At 40.1% G+C, this 21157-nt stretch carries 20 protein-coding genes and 1 riboswitch; of the genes, 15 read left to right on the top strand and 5 right to left on the bottom strand.

Features of this window, described 5'->3' with window-relative positions; genetic code table 11:
* Positions 1-56 precede the first annotated feature (56 nt).
* Positions 57-923, top strand: a complete 867-nt coding sequence (locus ACFE6N_RS03160) for an aldose 1-epimerase family protein (protein WP_378933784.1) — start codon at positions 57-59, stop codon at positions 921-923.
* Positions 924-1077: 154 nt separating this feature from the next.
* On the opposite strand, the gene ACFE6N_RS03155 is transcribed toward ACFE6N_RS03160, so the two are convergent.
* Positions 1078-1236, bottom strand: a complete 159-nt coding sequence (locus tag ACFE6N_RS03155) for a hypothetical protein (protein ID WP_378933782.1) — start codon at positions 1234-1236, stop codon at positions 1078-1080.
* A gap of 259 nt (positions 1237-1495) precedes the next feature.
* Between ACFE6N_RS03155 and ACFE6N_RS03150 the strand changes: the two genes are divergently transcribed.
* The gene (locus ACFE6N_RS03150; RefSeq protein WP_378933780.1) at positions 1496-2614 is read left to right on the top strand and encodes a thioredoxin-like domain-containing protein; all 1119 of its coding nucleotides are present in this window, start codon (positions 1496-1498) and stop codon (positions 2612-2614) included.
* A gap of 58 nt (positions 2615-2672) precedes the next feature.
* Here ACFE6N_RS03150 and ACFE6N_RS03145 read toward each other — a convergent pair whose 3' ends face one another.
* Positions 2673-3239 (bottom strand): Crp/Fnr family transcriptional regulator, encoded by a 567-nt coding sequence (locus tag ACFE6N_RS03145; protein WP_378933778.1) that lies wholly within the window; start codon positions 3237-3239, stop codon positions 2673-2675.
* Positions 3240-3407: 168 nt separating this feature from the next.
* On the opposite strand from ACFE6N_RS03145, the gene ACFE6N_RS03140 reads away from it, so the two are divergent.
* A complete protein-coding gene (locus tag ACFE6N_RS03140) occupies positions 3408-4070 on the top strand; it encodes a DUF1349 domain-containing protein (protein ID WP_378933776.1) in 663 nt (220 codons plus the stop codon).
* 106 nt (positions 4071-4176) lie between these two features.
* On the opposite strand, the gene ACFE6N_RS03135 is transcribed toward ACFE6N_RS03140, so the two are convergent.
* Positions 4177-5466, bottom strand: a complete 1290-nt coding sequence (locus tag ACFE6N_RS03135; RefSeq protein ID WP_378933774.1) for a leucine-rich repeat-containing protein kinase family protein — start codon at positions 5464-5466, stop codon at positions 4177-4179.
* A gap of 50 nt (positions 5467-5516) precedes the next feature.
* A complete protein-coding gene (gene abc-f, locus ACFE6N_RS03130; RefSeq protein ID WP_378933772.1) occupies positions 5517-7103 on the bottom strand; it encodes a ribosomal protection-like ABC-F family protein in 1587 nt (528 codons plus the stop codon).
* A gap of 696 nt (positions 7104-7799) precedes the next feature.
* Positions 7800-7888: riboswitch (TPP riboswitch) on the top strand.
* A gap of 63 nt (positions 7889-7951) precedes the next feature.
* Here abc-f and thiS point away from each other — a divergent pair.
* The 8 genes from thiS (at position 7952) to ACFE6N_RS03090 (ending at position 15245) form a co-directional block, all read left to right on the top strand.
* A complete protein-coding gene (gene thiS / locus ACFE6N_RS03125; protein WP_090981109.1) occupies positions 7952-8155 on the top strand; it encodes a sulfur carrier protein ThiS in 204 nt (67 codons plus the stop codon).
* A 148-nt stretch (positions 8156-8303) separates the two neighbouring features.
* A complete protein-coding gene (gene thiC, locus ACFE6N_RS03120; RefSeq protein WP_378933770.1) occupies positions 8304-10187 on the top strand; it encodes a phosphomethylpyrimidine synthase ThiC in 1884 nt (627 codons plus the stop codon).
* A gap of 3 nt (positions 10188-10190) precedes the next feature.
* Positions 10191-10781 (top strand): thiamine phosphate synthase, encoded by a 591-nt coding sequence (locus ACFE6N_RS03115; protein WP_378933768.1) that lies wholly within the window; start codon positions 10191-10193, stop codon positions 10779-10781.
* 23 nt (positions 10782-10804) lie between these two features.
* The gene (locus ACFE6N_RS03110; protein WP_378933766.1) at positions 10805-11449 is read left to right on the top strand and encodes a thiamine phosphate synthase; all 645 of its coding nucleotides are present in this window, start codon (positions 10805-10807) and stop codon (positions 11447-11449) included.
* Between the two features lie 2 nt (positions 11450-11451).
* Positions 11452-12222, top strand: coding sequence for a thiazole synthase (locus tag ACFE6N_RS03105; RefSeq protein ID WP_090981117.1), 771 nt, complete (start codon positions 11452-11454; stop codon positions 12220-12222).
* Positions 12209-13333, top strand: a complete 1125-nt coding sequence (thiH, locus tag ACFE6N_RS03100) for a 2-iminoacetate synthase ThiH (RefSeq protein WP_378933764.1) — start codon at positions 12209-12211, stop codon at positions 13331-13333. Before ACFE6N_RS03105 ends, thiH begins: the two co-directional genes overlap by 14 nt.
* On the top strand, positions 13327-14358 hold the full coding sequence (gene moeB / locus ACFE6N_RS03095; RefSeq protein ID WP_378933762.1) for a molybdopterin-synthase adenylyltransferase MoeB: 1032 nt from the start codon (positions 13327-13329) through the stop codon (positions 14356-14358). Before thiH ends, moeB begins: the two co-directional genes overlap by 7 nt.
* A gap of 335 nt (positions 14359-14693) precedes the next feature.
* On the top strand, positions 14694-15245 hold the full coding sequence (locus tag ACFE6N_RS03090; protein WP_378933760.1) for a hypothetical protein: 552 nt from the start codon (positions 14694-14696) through the stop codon (positions 15243-15245).
* Between the two features lie 86 nt (positions 15246-15331).
* On the opposite strand, the gene ACFE6N_RS03085 is transcribed toward ACFE6N_RS03090, so the two are convergent.
* Positions 15332-16549, bottom strand: a complete 1218-nt coding sequence (locus ACFE6N_RS03085; RefSeq protein WP_378933758.1) for a hypothetical protein — start codon at positions 16547-16549, stop codon at positions 15332-15334.
* 365 nt (positions 16550-16914) lie between these two features.
* Between ACFE6N_RS03085 and ACFE6N_RS03080 the strand changes: the two genes are divergently transcribed.
* The 4 genes from ACFE6N_RS03080 (at position 16915) to ACFE6N_RS03065 (ending at position 21024) form a co-directional block, all read left to right on the top strand.
* Positions 16915-17139, top strand: a complete 225-nt coding sequence (locus ACFE6N_RS03080) for a hypothetical protein (RefSeq protein WP_378933755.1) — start codon at positions 16915-16917, stop codon at positions 17137-17139.
* A 120-nt stretch (positions 17140-17259) separates the two neighbouring features.
* Positions 17260-18921, top strand: a complete 1662-nt coding sequence (locus ACFE6N_RS03075) for a tetratricopeptide repeat protein (protein WP_378933752.1) — start codon at positions 17260-17262, stop codon at positions 18919-18921.
* A gap of 11 nt (positions 18922-18932) precedes the next feature.
* Positions 18933-19598 (top strand): response regulator, encoded by a 666-nt coding sequence (locus ACFE6N_RS03070; protein ID WP_090981168.1) that lies wholly within the window; start codon positions 18933-18935, stop codon positions 19596-19598.
* A 361-nt stretch (positions 19599-19959) separates the two neighbouring features.
* The gene (locus ACFE6N_RS03065; protein ID WP_378933749.1) at positions 19960-21024 is read left to right on the top strand and encodes a type I restriction endonuclease; all 1065 of its coding nucleotides are present in this window, start codon (positions 19960-19962) and stop codon (positions 21022-21024) included.
* Positions 21025-21157: the final 133 nt, after the last annotated feature.

Genomic DNA, 21157 nt, shown 5'->3' with positions numbered 1-21157 from the left:
TTGATTTTTAATAAAATGTATTTTCAAAGCACAAATTTTGCTAATTTTAACCTGTAATGATAACTCTCGAAAACGATTATATAAAAGTTAGCCTGGCGGCTAAAGGCGCAGAACTTCAAGGTTTATTTAGTAAAGAAACCAAACTTGAATATTTATGGAATGCCAACCCAAAGTATTGGGCAAAACATAGCCCGGTACTATTTCCTATTGTTGGCTCATTAAAAAACAACAGCTTCATTTACCAGGGTAAACACTACGAATTACCCCGTCATGGTTTTGCCAGGGACAATGTTTTTAATTTTGAAAAGATAAGTGAAAGCGAGGGTATTTTTACGTTAACCCAAAATGCTGACACCTTAAGAACATATCCGTTTTATTTTGAGCTTAAACTGAAGTATCAACTGATAGACAGAAAGTTAAAATTAACTTACGAGGTAAAGAATACCGGCACGAGCGAACTTTTATTCTCTATTGGCGCACATCCGGCATTTGCGGTACCCAACACGCCAGATACCGTTTACGAAGATTATTACCTCTCCTTTAATGCTGATGAGCAATTAACCTACTGGAAACTGGAAGATGGACTGGTAACCAACGAAACCAAAAATATAGCGCTTAATGCGCATAAGCTGAAGCTTACACATGAGCTGTTCTATAACGATGCACTGGTTTTTAAAAACCTGCAAAGCAACAGCATTAGTTTACTGAACACCAAAAACGATAACGGCCTGCACTTCAATTTTGAGGAGTTTCCATTCTTTGGGATATGGGCGGCACCCGATGCACCATTTGTGTGTTTAGAACCCTGGTGCGGAGTTGCTGATGGCGTTAACCACAACCAGGAGCTATCCGGCAAAGAGGGGATCATAAAACTTGGGGCAGGCAAAACCTGGTCGCGGTTTTGGGAAGTAGCATGTTTTTAAACAGATTTTAATAGCGTTTACAATTATTCTTTTTCTGAGCATATAATCTTCATAGCCCCAGACAGACTAAAAAGAACATGTTATTCTAAATAACGTGTTCTTTTTGTGATCGGTTTCTTCGATATAGATTACCTAAACTTACTTGAAATAGATTTTACCAACCAGCGTTTAATACTTCAATAGCCTTATCCAACAGTTCATCTTTTCCTGTTGAGATACCGGTAATGGTTGGATATATTTTATAGTCAATTTTTACGCCTACTCTTTGTGTCCGTGCGCCGTTAGGATAAAAAACACCAATCCCTGATATCATTGTATTAAGGCCCCGAGGAAGGATAATCGATGAAACATTCCCATCTGCGCACGCTGTGACACTTCCAATCACCTTAACATTCGGTGAACTTTGAAAAGCCATGATGGTATATTCAGCCCGATTTTGCTCGTTGCATTTACTACTTTCTCAAATACTTTTATCCCGCAGACAAACCAACCAGAACAAAAACGCTATAAATCAAATAGTTAAAGAATGTTAAATATAATGTGTAAAAAATTTGAATCGCCATTTTTGCTATATGAAGAATCTAAAAATAACACTAGGCCTCACCTTACTACTTGTATTCTCAGTATTATATAGTGAAGCTTTTACTGACTCTGTTTGGGTGAGTATTAAAATTACCGACACCTCATTCAACCATAAAACACCAAAACTTTATCTCCAAAAACTGGGAGAAAAAATTCGAACATCAATATCTCCTGACAGAATTAAAGATGGTCAGTTCGTATTCGCATTCAAAAATGAAAATTATTTTGAATGCGTATTGCGTTTTGATCCTGACAATACTTCATTCGTACCCTTCTATTTATCTCCAGAAAGTAGTCATGTCGAAGTAGAATATTTTTTCCCATCAACAAACAAAATGGCCTTCATCAATCAATCAAATGGTTCCAAAGCACAAGCCGATATTAAAATGATTGAAGATAGAACTAATGAAATACTACATAAAAACAATGAAAGGCTTAGGCTAAAATATAAAGATTACGACAAGATAGCTTCGCAGCCAGATATTCGAAATGAAAATTATGATATTAATCTGAAAGATAGATTTGAGCTTTTCAAAAAACTATCCTACGATACCACTATTTATGCCCCAGTATTATATTTAAATATTATTAATTCATTTGATGATTGGTCGGTAGATCAACTTAAGGCATTTTTATCTAATAAAAACCCAAGGGAAGCGATTAGTATTTACCAGGAAATTAAAGATAACATCACTATGAAAGAAGAGGCATTTAAAGATGAGAGACTCAAATCAGTGCTTCGCAAAAACACTAAAATAAATTCGGCGATTAATGCTATGGACCAGAAGTACATTTATCTATCATTTTGGGCATCCTGGTGCGGACCTTGCCGATTGCATAATAAAACCCTTAAATCAGCTAATTATAAAAATTTAGGCTTTGTTGGAATTTCATTTGATGAAAATTTAGTTAATATGACCAAAGCAATCAAAGTTGATGACATAAGCGAATGGAAACAAGTGCAAATAAAAGAAGGTTTTAATTCTAAAATTGCAAAAACCTTTTGCATTAATGCCTTGCCCGGAAATATTCTGTTAAACAACAAAAGAGAAATAATCGGTATTAATGTTTCTGATCAAACATTGGAGTACCTCATCTTCCAAAAGTAATTCACATATGACCATATTTGGCCATAATCAATTCAAAATATATTGGAATTGTTGTTATTTATAGCGATAGCCTACTTAAAGTTTCCCTGGTTACCCCTAGATAGGATGCAATAAGGGTTTTGGGAATTCTTTTCTGTAAAGTTGGGTATTGGTTACGCCATTGCTTGTAACGTTCGCCCGCATTGTTGCTCAATAAAGCCAATACCCTTTTTTGTAAGGCCATATTGCCTGTGGTATATTTTTTCCTGAAAAAATACTCCATCTTGCGGGAGGAGGCGCAGAGTTTTTCCTTATTTTCAAATGAAATAGAAAGCGTTTCCGTATCTTCTATACAGTCTACATTTAAAGTAGCAGGCATACCTGTATTGAAAGCATTTGGATCGGAAAACCACCATTCTTCCATGGCTAACTGTAAAATGTATTCTTTTCCCTCGTGGTCGGTATAAGAAGATTTTACAATGCCCTTCACTACAAAATGTTCCTGACTGGCCACGTCACCTGCCTGGATAATATACTGGTGTTTCTTGTATTTCCGCCTGGTAAAAAAAGATGCAGCATGTTCAAATTCTTCATCTGTTAAACAAACGATCTGACGGATGTGTGTCCGTAAAAAATCTAATTCCATGTTTCTGATGCAAACAAATGTACTGTTTATTCAAGATTTTTAAACCTGATAAACTTATTTTAACCAAATGCTGGCGTGATAATCATCACGCTAAAATAGTGATGTATGTCCTTTACCAAAATTTTTTCCTGCATTATGTTTGCATCACACCACATACAAAACACACAAATGAAACTTAAATCACTTGCCATAATTGCGGTACTATTTTCTTTAATGAGCGCCAAAACCTATGCCCAGAGTTTAGCCAAAATGAACTGGTTTAACGAACCCGAAAAATGGGAAATTAAAGATAAAAATACCTTCAGCATGTTCGTGCCTGCAAAAACCGATTATTGGCGCATCTCGCATTATGGTTTTACGGTTGATGATGCACCCTTTTATTATGCTACTTATGGCGGCGAGTTTGAGGTGAAGGTAAAAATTACCGGAAATTATGTAACTACTTTCGATCAGATGGGATTGATGCTTCGCATTAATGAAGAAGAGTGGATAAAAGCGGGAGTAGAATTTGTTAACGGGAAACAAAATGTAAGCGCCGTTGTCACGCATAAAACGAGCGACTGGAGCGTGGTAGAACTGGAAAAAGCACCTGCATCAATCTGGATGAAAGCGGTTAGAAAACTCGATGCAGTTGAGATTTTCTACTCGCTGGATGATAAAAAATATACCATGTTGCGTACCTGTTATTTTAAAGATAACGCCCCTGTAATGGTCGGGCTGGTAGCCGCCTGTCCGGATGGCAAAGGTTTTAACGCCACCTTCGAAAATTTTAAGGTTACAACTACACCTGATCAGAGAAGATTGGATTGGGCAAAAAAACAACAGGATTAATATTTTTTATAAAGTAGTCGTCGTTTCGACCTTGCGGAGAAATCTTTAACTTGATTATAAGATCTCTCCGTTTCGCTGCGCTCCAGTCGAGATGACGATTTTTCTATTAGAACGCATCAACCAACGCCTGAAAATCAGGCCTGTCCGAAGGCGCCGTAGCCAAACAGGTATCTCTGAGTTCGCTGATCATTTTATAAACCTTCTCACTTACCTTTTCGTTTTTTAAAGAAAGTAAATCATCCAGCAGGTATCCATAAGCGCTAACTTCTATTCTTTCAAATGCATCTGCAGTTTTAGCTGTTTTATCATAAAAGCTTGCTGCTCCAAAATCACCGAACAGCGTGCTGCCCCCATCATCAATCAAGATATTGTGTGCATATAAATCGCCATGCATAATGCCTGCTTCATGGAGTTGAGCTGCTAACGAAGCAATGGTTTTAGCGATGCTGATAATCTGTTTTTCAGAAAGTTTTCGATCAGCAGGAAAAACATCCCTGGTACAGCTTTCTAAACTTGGTGGATTGCCAAGATTATAAAAATGATGCGGAATCAGGTCCATTACCAGTCCTTTTTTATCTTCCGGATGTAAAGCAACCTGCCCGATTAGATTAACCAGGCCCGGGTGATAACCTGCAGCGATATAAGCTGTCATTTCGTCTTCCGGCAAGCCATCGCTTGTTACATCGCCCTTAAATATTTTAACCGCTACTTCTTGCTTTTCCTTGCCAACTGCCTGATAGGCCTTTGAAATCATGCCTGATGCCCCTTCGCCCAACAAATGGCTGATTTCCAAATCATGCCAGTTGATCAGTGAAAGTGTTTCAACAGCTGGTGTTTTACTAAAATTATTCCCAGAAAATGCAATCCATGATAGTTTTGGCAGTTGCATAATCCATTGCGGTAATTCGTGGAGTTTATTCGCCGCAATCCGTAATAATGCTAAATTCCGGCAATTGCTCAATTCTTCAGGCAGTGTAGATAAACGGTTGCCAGATAACATCAGCTTTTGCATCCTTTTGCAAAGGCCAATTTCTTTTGGTAGTTCAGCAATGTTGTTATTTGTTAAAATCAACCAGCGTAAATTCGGGTTGATCGACTTTGGCGGTAAGACTTCAATCCGGTTGGATTTAAAACCCACAATATCCAGAGCAGAGCAATCGGCCAGTACTTCTGGTAAAACCGAAAAAAGATTTTCAGAACAGAAAAAAATCCTCAGTTTTTTTAACCGGCCGAAATCTGTTGGCAATGAACTTAATTGATTAGAAGATAAATCCAGTACTTCCAATGTATCAGCCAAATCGAATATTTCCACAGGGAATTCAGTTAAGTTTTCAGAAAGTTTTAACGAAACCGCTCCTTTAAGTTTTCCGTTTTTTAATGCTGACAGGCTTTGCATAGGTGTACTGGATTAATAATTTCAGACGAAGATAAGGCTATATATTTATTTTAAAGATGTATGGTATGTTCTACCTGTACCTGGTCAAGAAAATATTCATCGTGCGATATAACCAGAAGTGTTCCCTGGTAGTCATTAATGGCTGTCGTTAAAATTTCTATATTCTGGATATCAAGGTTATTGGTTGGCTCATCCAATACAACCAGATCGGGCGATTGGTTGCTGATGGTTAACGAACAAAGGACTAACCGCATTTTTTCGCCGCCACTCAAGGCTGAGCACGGTTTATCCCAATCGGTTTTACCAAATAAAAACCGGTTTAAACGGATTTTTATTTCATGTTCCTGCAATGCGCCCGAGTTGTATTGCTGGGCCTGTTCGTAAACGGTGAGCTGATTATCGATCAGGGAATAATCCTGATCAATATACATGGAGCTAATGCCCGCCTGGTTTAAACTTCCCGTTGAGGGCTGTATCTGCCCCAAAATAAGCTTAATCAATGTGGTTTTTCCCGATCCGTTTCTACCTTTGATGACATAACGCTCACCACTAAAAACCTGAAAGCTAACTGGCTCCTTCCAAAGTAACTGATCTCGAAAAGCAAAATTGAGCTCCTTAGCCTCCACAATACTTTTTCCTTTGTGCAGGGTAGCCTGGTCGAAAACGATTTTCATTTTATCTGCATCAGGCAGTACAGACCTGAGCTGGTTTAATTCGGAAGAAATATGGTCAAGCTTTTCGGCATGTACACCTTTCAACTTTGCCGTGCTTTTTTCTGCGTTGTTTTTTAACGTATTCATCGAAATAGTCGGCAATCCCGCTTTTTCTTGTTTTTTCTTGCCTCTGGCATCAAGCTTCTGTTGCCGCTCAAGTGATTCCTTTTCTACTTCTCTAGCCTTACGGAGTGCTTTTTCCTTCGCTTTTAGATCATGATTCAACGCCTCATTTTCAATTTTCTTTTGTGCAGCATAGAAATCGTAATTTCCACCGTATAGGGTTATTCCATACGAACTTAATTCGCAAACTTTCTCAATTTGGTTCAATAAAGTACGGTCATGACTCACTACTACTAAAGTAGTCCGCGTTGATCGGATATAATCGTATAACCTGTTTCTGCCTTCCAGATCCAAATGATTGGTCGGTTCATCCAGTAAAACAATATCCGGGCGGTGGATAGCGATGCCGGCTAAAAATATGATGTTTTTTTGTCCGCCGCTTAAACTTTCCATCTTTTGGTGTAAGTCTAAATCTTCCAACCGCCAATAGCTTAAAGCTTCCGCACAGCGTTCCTCAATGGCCCAGTCATCATTAAGTATAAACATGTTTTCCTCGGTCACTTCTCCGTTGAGAATTTCGTTCAACGCTTTTAGTTTATCTTCAATCCGGAGTGCCTGTGCGACGGTGAAATCATTAAACTGACCAAAAAGCTGTGGTACATAATAAGGCGTCGATTCTGCCTTAACATGTCCGCCAGTTGGCAAAAGTTTACCTGCTAAAATTTTTAAAAGTGTTGATTTTCCTGCGCCATTATGGCCAATGAGTGCAATTTTTTCGTGTTTGTTGATGGTGAGATTTAAATCTGAAAACAATAAATTTCCATTAGCATGGATATAGCCAGCCCCTTGTAGATTAAGCATAAATTTCTTTTTTTATGGGTAAATAATTGCAGCAACGGAACCGCTCTGCCTGTTATCTATTTTTTGGAAAAGAAATGAATCTTACATGGATTAGGTGATTTGATGATGGTGCAAAGGTAAGAGAAGTTATGTGTTTTGCGAAGAGGGGTTGGTTAGTCCATAGTCTTTAGTCCGAAGTCGGCGGAACGAAGAATTAGTCGCTCATCCCCTTAAGTCTGTCATCCTGAGGGTTAATTAATTGTTTAAAATCAATATGAGTGACGTATAATTGTCTTCTCTTATCCTACGGCGCAGTCTTGCCTCGGCTCGCCGCCGCCGAAGGGCTCTTTCTTTTTGGTGTCAAAAAGAAACAAAAAACACCGGCTGAAAATTTTTCTTTCGAAGCTAGTAGGTTGGCTTGGGCAGTGCAGCCCGAAAAATTTGTTAGGCCGGATTTAGGTAGAACGGGGATACCGTGCTATGGCCTAGCTGGATGGAAATGCAAAAGCAGTTAAAGTGTTGATTAGTAATGATTTTCAAAATAACATCAATGGTAGTGCAACGAAGGATCTTTCTTAAACAATTTTTGGTTCTGTGTTTCATTGCGAAAGATTCTTCACTGCGTTCAGAATGACAACAATACTGTTAATAATAAACTATAGGTTTTATCTATATAAATTTCTATTTGCATTAAAAATTTAATCGCCTATATTTACAAAAAAACTTTAGGGGTGCCTACGTGCTGAGAAATACCCTTTGAACCTGATGCAGTTAGTACTGCCGAAGGGAAAAGTGAAAGCAATTATAATTGCTGTCTTTTCGACCTCCATTCTGGGGCAATCTCTATAGTTTTTCCAATTTTTTAAAATATGGAAGTAACTATAAACAATCAAAACTACCAACTTAACGAATCGTGTTCTATCGAACAGATGCTTACTGCTGTCATTTCAACGGAGACAAATGGCATTGCAATAGCCGTTAACCAAACCATCATTTCCAAATCTGTTTGGGACACCTATCTTTTAAACCCAGGCGATCAGGTCATAGTCATCAAAGCCACTCAGGGGGGCTGATATAAGGATTGGATGAAAGAATTTTGAATAACGGAACCGGGACACTTACATTCAAGAATTCACTCAATCACTCATTTCTTCATTTTCCTTCACTCATCAGTCATTCAATAATCACTCATTATCTTCTTCTCTCCTTCAAACATTCAACATGAAACAAGAAAAAACACCAGATCAGGAAGTCATCAGCCGCAGTCCATTTCCGGCTTCACGCAAAATATTTGTACCCGGAAAAATCCACAATATCCAGGTGCCCATGCGCGAAATCAGCTTAACGGAAACCAAAATCCACAATGGATTTGGTTTAACCGAACCGAATCCACCGGTAACGGTTTACGATACCAGCGGCCCTTACACTGATCCAAATGCCGTTATTGATGTACGGAAAGGGCTTCCACGCCTAAGGGAACAATGGATTAAAGACAGGGAGGATGTTACGCAGCTTGATCGATTATCTTCTGCTTACGGGCAACAACGCCTTGCAGATGATAAACTTGATGCTTTGCGTTTTAATTATACCACTAAACCTTATAAAGCGCTGCCTGGTGCCAACGTATCGCAGATGCATTATGCCAAAAAAGGCATCATAACAGCCGAAATGGAATATATTGCCATTAGGGAAAATCAACAGATTGAATTATTGAATGCACAATTGGGCAATCAGCACGAGGTAATGAACCACCAGCATCAGGGCAATAGTTTTGGTGCCAATACCCCAAAAGGATACATCACGCCTGAATTTGTTCGGGATGAAGTGGCTGCCGGACGTGCAGTAATCCCCTGCAACATTAACCACCCGGAGTTGGAACCGATGATTATCGGCCGTAATTTCCTCGTAAAAATCAATGCCAATATTGGCAATTCAGCGGTTACTTCTACCATAGAAGAAGAAGTAGAAAAAGCCGTTTGGGCCTGTCGTTGGGGTGCCGATACCATTATGGATCTTTCTACAGGAAAAAATATCCACGAAACCCGTGAATGGATTATCCGAAATTCGCCGGTGCCGATCGGTACTGTCCCCATTTACCAGGCCCTGGAAAAAGTAAACGGGAAAGCGGAAGACCTTACCTGGGAAATTTTCCGCGATACCTTAATCGAGCAGGCCGAGCAGGGGGTTGATTACTTTACCATCCATGCTGGTGTACTGCTCCGCTACGTACCCTTAACGGCTAAAAGGATTACCGGAATTGTTTCGCGTGGCGGATCGATCATGGCCAAATGGTGCCTGGCGCATCACAAGGAAAACTTCCTGTACACGCATTTCGAAGAAATCTGTGAGATCATGAAAGCTTACGATGTAGCTTTCTCTTTAGGTGATGGTTTAAGGCCGGGCTGTATTGCAGATGCAAATGATGCCGCGCAATTTTCGGAGCTCGAAACCCTTGGCGAACTGACCAAAATTGCCTGGAAACATGACGTACAGACCATTATTGAAGGTCCCGGACATGTACCCATGCACCTGATTAAAGCCAATATGGAAAAACAGCTTGAGCATTGTGCTGAAGCGCCATTTTATACCTTAGGACCACTAACGACCGATATTGCACCAGGTTATGACCATATTACATCTGCTATTGGTGCTGCCATGATTGGCTGGTACGGAACGGCCATGCTTTGTTACGTTACGCCTAAAGAACATTTGGGCCTGCCCAACAAAAAAGATGTTAAAGATGGTGTAATTACCTATAAAATTGCTGCCCATGCTGCCGATCTGGCCAAAGGACACCCCGGGGCGCAATACCGTGATAATGCTTTAAGCAAGGCCAGGTTCGAATTCAGGTGGGAGGATCAGTTTAATTTATCGCTCGATCCGGACACGGCAAAAGAATTCCATGATGAAACCTTGCCCGCAGAAGGCGCCAAGATTGCGCATTTCTGCTCGATGTGCGGACCAAACTTCTGTTCGATGAAAATTACACAGGATGTGCGCGAATATGCTGCAAAACAAGGCGTAGCCACAGATGAAGCTTTGGCCAAAGGCATGGAGGAAAAATCGAAAGAGTTTACCGAAAAAGGAAGCGAAATTTATTCTTAGCCTATGATGGAACTTATTGTAATTTCTAAACCGACCCTTTTTAAAGAAGAAAGTAGCCTGATTAACCAGCTTTTCGAAGCCGGTTTACAGGTTTTTCACCTACGTAAAGAAAATGTTGACGAAGCAGCTTACCGGAAAATCATTGAAGGGATTTCACCTGAATATCATTCAAGGATTGCTTTGCATCATTTTCATTCACTTACTGGCGATTACCATATCCATCGGATTCACCACACCGAAAGTTTCAGGAAGGAAAGGCATAATGGAGATTTGCCGGAAAATAAAATCTTCAGCACTTCTATCCATCACCTGGCCGACAGGGAAGAGATCGGGCAATATCAATACAGTTTCTTTGGTCCGGTGTTTAACAGCCTTTCCAAGCCGGGTTATAAAAGTATGATTCCGTCTCACTTCCGCTTGGAAAAACATCAGGCCACACCTAAAATCATTGCCATTGGCGGCATCGGTTTAACTGAAATTGATATGGTTAAAGAAATGAATTTCGATGGCGTTGCACTTTTGGGCAGCATCTGGAATGCCCCTTCACAAGCCATAACCACTTTAAAAAAAGCCTTGGTGAAATGCGAGGCTTAATCAAAAAATTTAAACATACCCATATGATAGCGTCCCTACAGTATATATCGCAAGCCCCTAAAACAGGCACCCATATCGATGCCATTGAGCAGGTGCTCCAGGCAGGAGGCAAGTGGATCCAGCTCCGCATTAAAAACCAGACGGAGGCAGAAATTCTACCTTTTGCAAAAGCCGCGCAGGCTTTATGTGAAAACTATGGCGCCAAACTGATCATCAATGATTATCCTCACCTGGCAAAGGCCGTAAATAGTTATGGCGTGCACTTAGGTTTGCAGGATATGCCTGTTCCCGAGGCCAGAAAAATTATCGGCAAACACCAGATCATCGGAGGTACGGCAAATACTTTCGAACACATCCGGCAAAGGGTAGCGGAGGGAGCAGACTACATTGGCCTTGGCCCCTTCAGGTTTACGAGAACAAAGGAAAACTTAAGCCCTATTGTAGGTTTGGAAGGATACCAGAAGTTGATGGATAAAGTAAGGAAAGCCGGAATAAGTACGCCTATTATTGCCATTGGTGGTATCGAAGCAGCAGATATTCCGGCTATACTCGAAACCGGAATTTACGGAATTGCCATCTCGGCAGCACTCACCAATCAAGTCCAAACTTCAACTGCTTTAGCAGAAATCATCAGTAAAATTCACCATGCATCCGCTTTAAACCCTTAAATATGTTAACCATAGCAGATCAAACCTTCAGCTCGCGCCTCTTCACCGGTACCGGAAAATTTTCTTCGGCAAAAGAAATGGAAAATGCTTTAATCGCCTCTGCCTCCGAACTCGTTACGGTAGCGCTTAAACGCGTTGATTTAAAAGGCAAAGACGACGATATCCTCCAGCACCTTAAATATCCGCATATTAATTTATTACCCAATACTTCTGGTGTGCGCAATGCAAAAGAAGCCATTTTTGCTGCTCAACTGGCACGCGAAGCTTTAGAGACCAACTGGATCAAGCTGGAAATCCACCCAGATCCTAAATACCTCATGCCCGATCCTATTGAAACGCTTAAAGCGACAGAAGAACTGGTTAAACTCGGTTTTGTAGTACTGCCATACATCCATGCCGATCCCGTTTTATGCAAACGGTTAGAAGATGTGGGAACCGCAGCGGTAATGCCATTAGGATCGCCAATCGGCAGCAACAAGGGCTTGAGAACAATCGATTTTTTAGAAATGATCATCAGCCAGAGCCGGGTACCGGTAATTGTAGATGCCGGTATTGGTGCACCATCTGATGCCGCAAAAGCGATGGAAATAGGGGCGGATGCCGTTTTGGTGAATACCGCGATTGCCATTGCCAAAAACCCGGCTGATATGGCAACGGCATTTAAACTGGCTGTTGAAGCCGGCAGAATGGCCTTTAAATCTAAACTGGGCAGCCAGCAACATGAAGCTGCAGCAAGCAGTCCATTAACCGCATTTTTAGATGAAGAGTTTTAACGAAGTATTTGAGCACTACAACTGGGACGATACCAAGGCCAGTATTTACGACAAAACGGCGGCAGATGTAGAAAACGCCCTAAACAACCAGCAGCGGACTCTGGAAGATTTTAAAGCGTTGATTTCCCCGGCGGCATTGCCCTATCTCGAAGATATGGCGCAGATCAGCCAGCGTTTAACATTAGACCGCTTTGGCCGGGTAATTCAGATGTATATTCCACTTTATCTCTCCAACGAGTGTAATAATATCTGTACCTATTGTGGTTTCAGTTATGATAATAAGGTAAGGAGGAGAACGCTTAACTCCATGGAAATTATGCAGGAAGTGGCCGTGATTAAGGGCATGGGCTACGATCATGTATTGCTGGTAACAGGTGAAGCCAACCAAACCGTGCATACCGATTATTTTAAAAAAGTACTGGATCTGATCAGCCCGCATTTTGCCCATATTTCTATGGAGGTACAGCCTTTGGATGTAGAAGATTATGAAATACTTATTCCCCATGGCTTAAATACAGTGTTGGTTTACCAGGAAACCTACCATCAGGACGATTACCGCAAACACCACCCGAAAGGAAAAAAAGCTAACTTTTTATACCGCCTGGAAACCCCCGACCGTTTGGGGCAGGCGGGCATCCATAAGATGGGGCTCGGCGTGCTCATTGGCCTGGAAGACTGGAGAACGGATTCATTTTTTACGGCCCTACATCTATCTTACCTTGAAAAACAGTATTGGCAGAGTAAATTCAGTATCTCCTTTCCAAGGTTGCGGCCATTTAGTGGCGGTTTGGAGCCTAAAGTGGTGATGAATGATAAGGAACTGGTACAGCTGATCTGTGCCTATCGTTTATTTAACAGTGAAGTGGAACTGTCTATCTCTACCCGCGAAACAGAAAATTTCAGAAACCATATTATTAAACTGGGGATCACGGCCATTAGTGCGGGCTCTAAAACCAATCCAGGTGGTTACGAAGTAGCGCCACAATCATTGGAGCAGTTCGAAATATCTGATGAACGTTCAGCGCAGGAAATTGCCGCCATGATCAGAAAACAAGGTTACGAACCCATCTGGAAAGATTGGGATAGGAGTTTAATCCATAAATCATGTTAGCTAAAACAGAATTAGAGCGTTACAACCGGCAAATGATCTTGCCCGAACTGGGTTTGGAAGGACAGGAACGGCTAAAAGTGGCCAAAGTACTGGTTATCGGTGCGGGTGGACTGGGCTGTCCGGTATTACAATACCTCAGCGCAGCAGGCGTGGGCAAAATAGGCATTGTAGACGATGATGTAGTGGAGCTAAGTAACCTGCAACGGCAGCTTTTGTATAACCATACTGATATTGGCCAGCCGAAAGCAAAGGTAGCCAGTGCGAAACTTGCAGTGCTCAATCCCCACGTCAGCTTTACAGCTTATCACGAGCGTTTTACCCCCAATAATGCCATATCAATCTGCCAGGGATATGATCTGGTAATGGATTGTTCTGATAACTTTAATACGCGTTACCTCGTAAACGATACCTGTGTAACCTTAGGCAAAATCCTGATATTCGGCTCCATCCTGGCTTTTGAAGGACAGGTTGCCGTATTTAATCACCAGGGAAGTGCAAATTACAGAGATCTTTACCCAACACCGCCAGCCGAAAGCATGAATTGCGGAGAAGGTGGCGTGATTGGGGTTTTGCCTGGAATAATCGGTTTGTATATGGCCAACGAAGCGATTAAATTAATTTGCGGCATCGGCGAGACGTTAGCCGGTAAATTAATGACCATCAATGCATTGAACAATACGGTACTCGTATTTAAAATCGCACAGGAAAAACAAACCGAAATAGTTAAAGCCGAAACTCCAGTGAGCAGCTCAAAAGAAATCGATAAAGCCACTTTAGATCAATGGCTTTGTGAATCTCCTGATGAAGTTTTCCTGATCGACGTACGCGAAGATTATGAGCATGAGGAAAACAATATGGGTGGGGTAAATATTTCCTTATATGAATTGACATCATCCCTGAAAAGTATCCCAAAGAACAAAAAAGTAGTGTGTTATTGCCAAACCGGGCAAAGGAGTAAAATGGCGGTGCGGTTGTTGGAGGGAGTTTACAAAGGGGAAGTTTATAATCTGAGGGAGAACATTTAGTTCAGAATCTTTGGTTCATTCGCTTAACTGGCTAATCGTTAAACAGGTTAACCGCAAGCTATGCGCACCCAATTACCCAGCCCACTTTACATTTTCCATGTTTTAACCACAAAGATATGGAGAGCAAGCGCAAAGGGCGCAGCATGAAATTAAAAGTCCTTACCACAAAAGACATAGAAGATTCATTTAAGGCTATTGAGCTTATATGAATCTTCTATGTCTTACATGTTAAAATTAAAAAGACCTTTGGAGAGACAGCTCTAACTCCAAACCCAAAAACGGCTCAATCTTTGCTCCTACCGAAGCTTAAATTTAGTAAGGAAACCATTTAGATTATGAACAAATTACCAGCACTATCCCTAAAGCCATTGGCCGCAATTTTAATCCTGTTTAGCCTTTTCTGCACAGCCTGCTCCGAAACTCCTGAACGTTTCTTCGACATCGCCATCCTTAACACCAATATGATCAACGATTTTGCCAGTGCCGATCTGGCCCGGCATATTGAAGATGAAACGAAAGAATACCCCGATATCCCGTCCAGTAAAAAGAAAGGTAACGAGGCCACTACCAGCCTGAACAACAAAATATTGTACCTGGAGCAATCACTCGAAAAGGTAAAAAAACTCTCCGCCTCTGGCGATGAAGAAAAGGCAATTAAAGCCCTTTCGCAGCAGTTATACGAACTGGTTATCCCTGTTTATAAAAATGAATACCTGGCTTACGCCAAACTCTGCGACAGTAAAGGCAGTCGGGCAGCCAAAGATGAAATGATTAAAAATATCGATGAAAAATATGGGGCACGTTTTGAGCAAACCTTTAATGCCTTAATGGAAAAAGGCAAAACCTATGCCCATGAACACAATATCCAGGTAAACTGGGGAAAATAAAACTCATATATGGTTTAATTCAGGTTTGAATATTTGGATTAAACCATTATCAACTTCCAAAACCTCCCGGCCAACATCTGCTAAGGCTACGCACCAGTAGCCTGCAACTCATTGCCAAGAAGCGCCGTTGTTTCTTCTTCCTCAGTCTCTGATTCTTTCACAGCGGGTTTCACTTCTCTCTCCAGCTTACTCATTCCATAACCACACAGGCTTATAAAAAAAGCAGCACATATAAACCATACCAGCCGGGTAAGTATATACCTGTAATTAGACGTGTACCTGGTTAAAATCGTACTGGTAAGTGGTTTTAAAACCCGTTGTAAATCCTGAGGATAAGCACCGCTGGCGGTAAAAAACTCATGATCCTTTCCATGGCCTTTATACCACACTTTACCAATTGAATAACTGGTCAAGGTATCGGGTAAAGTGATTTTCTGTTGCTGCCTTAGCGTTTTCTCATTTAAAGGAATTATTGGCGCACCAACATTTTGTTTCTCATTCTTAACCGGCTCATAGTGATCTTCATCCCAATACATAAATCTTTCATCTGATTCTGGCATCCTGATTTTTGTCCTACGTTCCCAATAAGCAAAAGATGCAGTACCAACAAGTAATAAAATAATGCAGGAGATAGTGATGTAATTAAGAGAGAAGATACGGACATATTCTGTTTCATGGGAATCTACTTTAGTTTTCTTTTCTTCTTGCCCTTCGATATTAATAAGTTGACCGGAAACTCCAATACCAGTTGTTTCAACTATGGGTTCCTTAACTTTTTCAATTATGCCGGCCTCCTTATTTTCTACCTCGCCTTTATTTATTTTTTCATTTTCAGGATTCTGAATACCATCATTGTTTCCACCTGTTATTGGGGTAAGTGTTTTATCTATTTTAACATCAGGCGTATCGATAACTTCTACTATATCTGACGGCTTATCTTTATAAAAACTTGTGTAATAAGATGTACTTGGTCTAGGTTGAAAATCTATTAACCAAGCTAAAAGCTCAGCATACCTAAGTCCATAATTCGGCACACCTCCTTTTAAAATTTTTGGCATTTGTTTAAATTTTTCTGCTAAAGAATTCTCAAGAACGGTAAGATATCCCTTTTCCTTATCTACCCCTTTGAAAAATTGTTTGAAGATTTCGTCATCCTTAGCATTACGTTCTCTTTCTCGATAAATGATTAAACATTCTTCGCGTACATTTCCAGGAGTTGGATCCAATAAATTTGACGAAAGACTGCCTTCTCTCTTTTTCTTTTGATAGGCATCAAACACAACTTTTCTATATTCTTCGGGCATTTTTTAAAAATTTAGTCGTAAAAATAAGACGGAATTTCCGGAATTTTTACGGTTAACCGGAATTCTAACGGAATGACTGGAACGAACGGAATCTTTTGATAACTAGCGATTTGAAGCCCCCATATTTGTATCGTTGATCAGCACAGGTGGCGATTCATTATCAAAGCTAAATAAAAAACTGATTAATAAAAAGAGTAGAAATCGCGGTTGTGAATAGCCGGTTTGGGAAGCAGTTATTGGCTCCCGCGACAGACACTCAATACTTCCCAAAAATTTCAGAAGGCCTTCTGATGAACATTCGCAGCATCCCCCACGCACGGGGCGTGGGGAACTGCCAGTACATCAACTTTTAAATTTTTGATAAGATGTTTTTACCTCTTTTTATTGCCATATTACTTGGCCTGGCAACGCCTACAAATACAAATAACAATTGCGGCCACAACGGTGGTACAGTAGTAAATGCTAGTAGTACCGACCCCAATGACCCTAATAACCCTGGCGACCCAGGTACCGACCCAGGTGACGGTGTTGGCGAAGGTGGTGACACTGGGGGCGACAATGGGCACTTACCTCCTCCAAAAATTGATTAAATAAAAAAGGGCGACAATGATGTCGCCCTTTTCTATTTTCAAGAACTAATAATTTTAACGGGTTATCTTTTATCAAAAAACTATAATTATTTCATAATTTAGAGTAAAAACCAGGATAAATTGAAATATTACTATTTTACGCTCATCTCTTTATCATTCCTCTTTTCATGTTCTCAAAACAGGCCGAGAAAAGAAGGGGAAACAATTAACATTTACTACGACAAGGCATTCGATTTCAGGGAGACGAAGAGCTTTGATAGTGCCTTTCGATATTTTAGCAAAGCGAAAGACCTCTTTTCACAACAAAAAGATAGTTTAGGAATTGCAAAATGCCTAACAAATATGGCTTTAATTTCTATTGATAAGGGAGATTATTTTGGTGGTCAGGAATTTTCATTGGAAGCTTTAAATTATTTTAACGTAAATGAGAAAAAACAATTCGTGTATTTAGAGTCAAATCTACACGAACTTGCACTAGCCTCTTTCCATCTAAAAAATTACGATCAGGCGATAAAATATTATAATCTGTCTTTAAAATATGCTCCAGATAGTATTTCAACTTTAACAACAAGAAACAATATTGCAAATGCATATAAAAATAAAAAAGAATATGCGAAAGCATTAGCAATTTATCAGTACGTTTTACGGCAAAAAATCATTAGCCCCAAAATTTATGCTATGACACTAACAAATTTGGCATCAGCTAAATGGGAACAAAATGAAAAATATAACGCAGTACCAGAATTATTAAAGGCATTACAAATTAGAAAAAGAGAAAATGATACTTGGGGTCAAAACTCAAGCTACTCGCATCTTGCAGATTATTACTTCAAAAACCGTCCAGATTCAGCTCATTTCTATGCGACCCAGATGTATCATATTGCGCAAAAGATAAAAAGCCCAGACAATCAAATAGAAGCCTTACAAAAACTCATTAAATTAAGCCCAGACGAGAAAACAAAGTATTTTTATCGTGTTTATGAAAAATTAAATGATAGCATTCAAACCGCACGCAGTACCGCCAAAAACCAATTTGCCCTGATCCGCTACGAAACCGAAAAAAGCAAAGCCGATAACCTGGTCCTCCAAAAAGATAACGAAGGTAAAAGATACCAGATCATTATACTTATTATTGGTATTTTCCTATTGATTATTGTTGGTATACTTTGGTACAAAAAAAGAAAACAAAGATTAGCGCTTGAAGCTGAAAACACTATCCGCGAAAATAAACTCAAAACCTCCCAAAAAGTGCATGATGTAGTGGCTAACGGACTCTATAAGATCATGAGCAAACTTGATAACCAGGAAACCCTAAAAAATAATCCGGTTATTAACGAGATAGAAGAACTTTACGAACAATCGCGCGACCTCTCCTACGAGAAACCAAGATCAAAAAATCATCATTTTCACGAAAAAATATCCGATCTTTTAAAATCCTTCGCTTCCGAAAATACCAGGGTAATACTGGTGGGCAATTCCATTCAACTGTGGGAAAAAGTTTCAGAACAGGCCAAAGAAGAAATACAACATATCCTTCAGGAACTGATGGTGAACATGAGCAAACATAGTCAGGCCAGTGATGTGGTGATCAGGTTTGAGCAGGCACAACAAAAAATAAACATTTCTTATACCGATAATGGTATCGGCATTAGCGGTGGGGTGCAACCCAACAACGGACTTACCAATACGGGAACCCGTATTGAAGCAATTGGCGGTACCATTACCTTTGATACCAAAGTTGAAAAGGGGCTTAAAATCCAAATCTCTTTTTCGGTTTCCTAATTGTATTAAATATGTTTAAAAGAATACTCATTGCCGAAGATCAAGAAACACAGAATATTTCGCTGCAAAAAACATTGGCCGAACTGGGCGCAGCAAAACCCGAATATGTTTATTATTGCGATGACGCCCTCACCTGGATAAAAAATGCGGTTAAAACAGAACAGCCCTATGATCTGCTGATTACCGATCTTTACTTTGAAGAAGACCACAATCGTCAAAAAATTACAGGAGGCACCGAACTCATCAAAGCGGCGAAAGAAGTACAGCCTGATTTAAAAATACTGGTATTTTCTGGCGAAAGTAAAACGGCGGTTATCGACATGTTATTCAAGGAAATGAATATTGACGGCTATGTGCGCAAAGCCCGCCATGATGGTCAATACCTCAAGCTGGCCATTAATGCCATCCATAACCATAAGAAATACCTTTCACCTGATTTAAAACTCGCACGAAAAGAAAATAATTCTCACGATTTTACAGATTTAGATATTGCCATTATTTCCCAACTCGTGGAAGGAACACCTCAAAAAAATATTCCTTATTACCTGCAGGAGAACAACATTAAACCATCTGGACTGAGCAGCATTGAAAAACGTCTTAATTTAATGAAAGAGGTATTGGGTTTCTCTAAAAACGAACAGCTGATCGCTTATTGTAAAGACGTAGGGATTATTTGATTCGTCCGAAGTCTTCAGTCCATAATCCTTAATCTGGTTATTACTTTAACGTACTTGTTAGAAGCCGAATGCTCTCAAAGCATCGTTTCGACCGCAGTGGAGAAATCTTTTAAATTTGATTTCGATAACTTGATAAATAGATCTCTCCATTTCGCTGCGCTACAGTCGAGATGACGACTTTTCTCTTGGATTCTGTCGATGGTAACGGAGTCGAAAGATCTGTGATAAACAGCGTTTGTGTTTGAATCAGTTAACCAATTTCAACAATCAACCAGTTACCCCCCCCCGCGCTACGGTTTCCCGTAAGAATAATATATTCAGTCGCTTTACTTTTGATCAACAAACCAAAAGCCAAGCTTAAATGGATCTTAAATTAAAGTTAGAACAACTCCACCAGCGGGTGGTAGGATTAAAAGATCAGATTAATACCGAAGAGGCTACGAAAAATGCATTTGTAATGCCATTTATTCAAATCCTGGGTTACGATATTTTTAATCCGACAGAAGTTATACCCGAACACATCTGCGATATCGGCACCAAGAAAGGAGAAAAAGTAGATTACGTCATCCGAAAAAACAACGAACCTATCCTCATTTTCGAATGCAAACATTGGAAAGAAAATGCCGATGCACACAACTCCCAGTTGCACCGCTATTACCATGTTTCTAAAGCACGCTTTGGCGTGTTAACCAACGGCACAATTTATAATTTTTATGCCGATCTGGAAAAGCCGAATATCATGGATGAAAAACCATTCTTAACCATCGATATTGAAGACCTGAAAGATAATGCCATTAAAATCCTGGAAAGTTTTACCAAGAACGAATACAATTTAGAAAACATCCTTGATTCGGCCGAAGGTTTAAAATACATCAAAGCCATTAGAAAGGAGTTTGAAAAGGAAATAGACAGCCCTTCTGATGAAATGGTAAAACTATTGGTGAACCGGTTTTTCAACAAACCATTAACCGCCAACCGGATGGTTGCCTTTAAAGAATATACTAAAAAAGCCCTCACCATTTCCATTAATGAATCCATCAGCGACCGTTTAAAATCCGCATTGCACATTAATGAGAAAATAGAACAAAAGGAAGAAGATAAAGCGGTACCTGGTATAGAAGATGCCGATACTTCTAAAATTGTAACTACCGAAGAAGAACTGGAAGCTTTCCAGATTGTGAAAGCCATTTTACGCGAAAAAATTCCCGCAGCACGCATTGCAGCGCGTGATACTCAATCCTATTTTGGGGTATTGTTGGATGATAATAACCGCAAACCGATCTGCAGGTTCCACTTTAATACGGCCAATAAATACCTCGAAACTTTCCAGAACGGCAAGGATGTCGGTGACAAAAAACAGTTGTTTAATCTCGACGAACTTTACGATTACCGGGCTCAATTGCATCAAACTTTAGAAAATTATTAATTAGCTATCTCTCTCGCAAAATGCTGGGGTTGCTCCATGGCCTGTGTTGGGAGCAGGCGGGGCAGCCTCTCATTTTAATTATGCAAACGCTCAGCTTGATTTTTCATCCCGGCGGGATAACCATTTCATAAAA

Origin of the sequence: Pedobacter sp. BG31, from assembly GCF_042464845.1 — a bacterium.
Classification (GTDB): Bacteria; Bacteroidota; Bacteroidia; order Sphingobacteriales; family Sphingobacteriaceae; genus Pedobacter; species Pedobacter suwonensis.
Note: the sequence above shows the minus strand (reverse complement) of the source record. Positions and strands in the feature narration are given on the sequence as shown.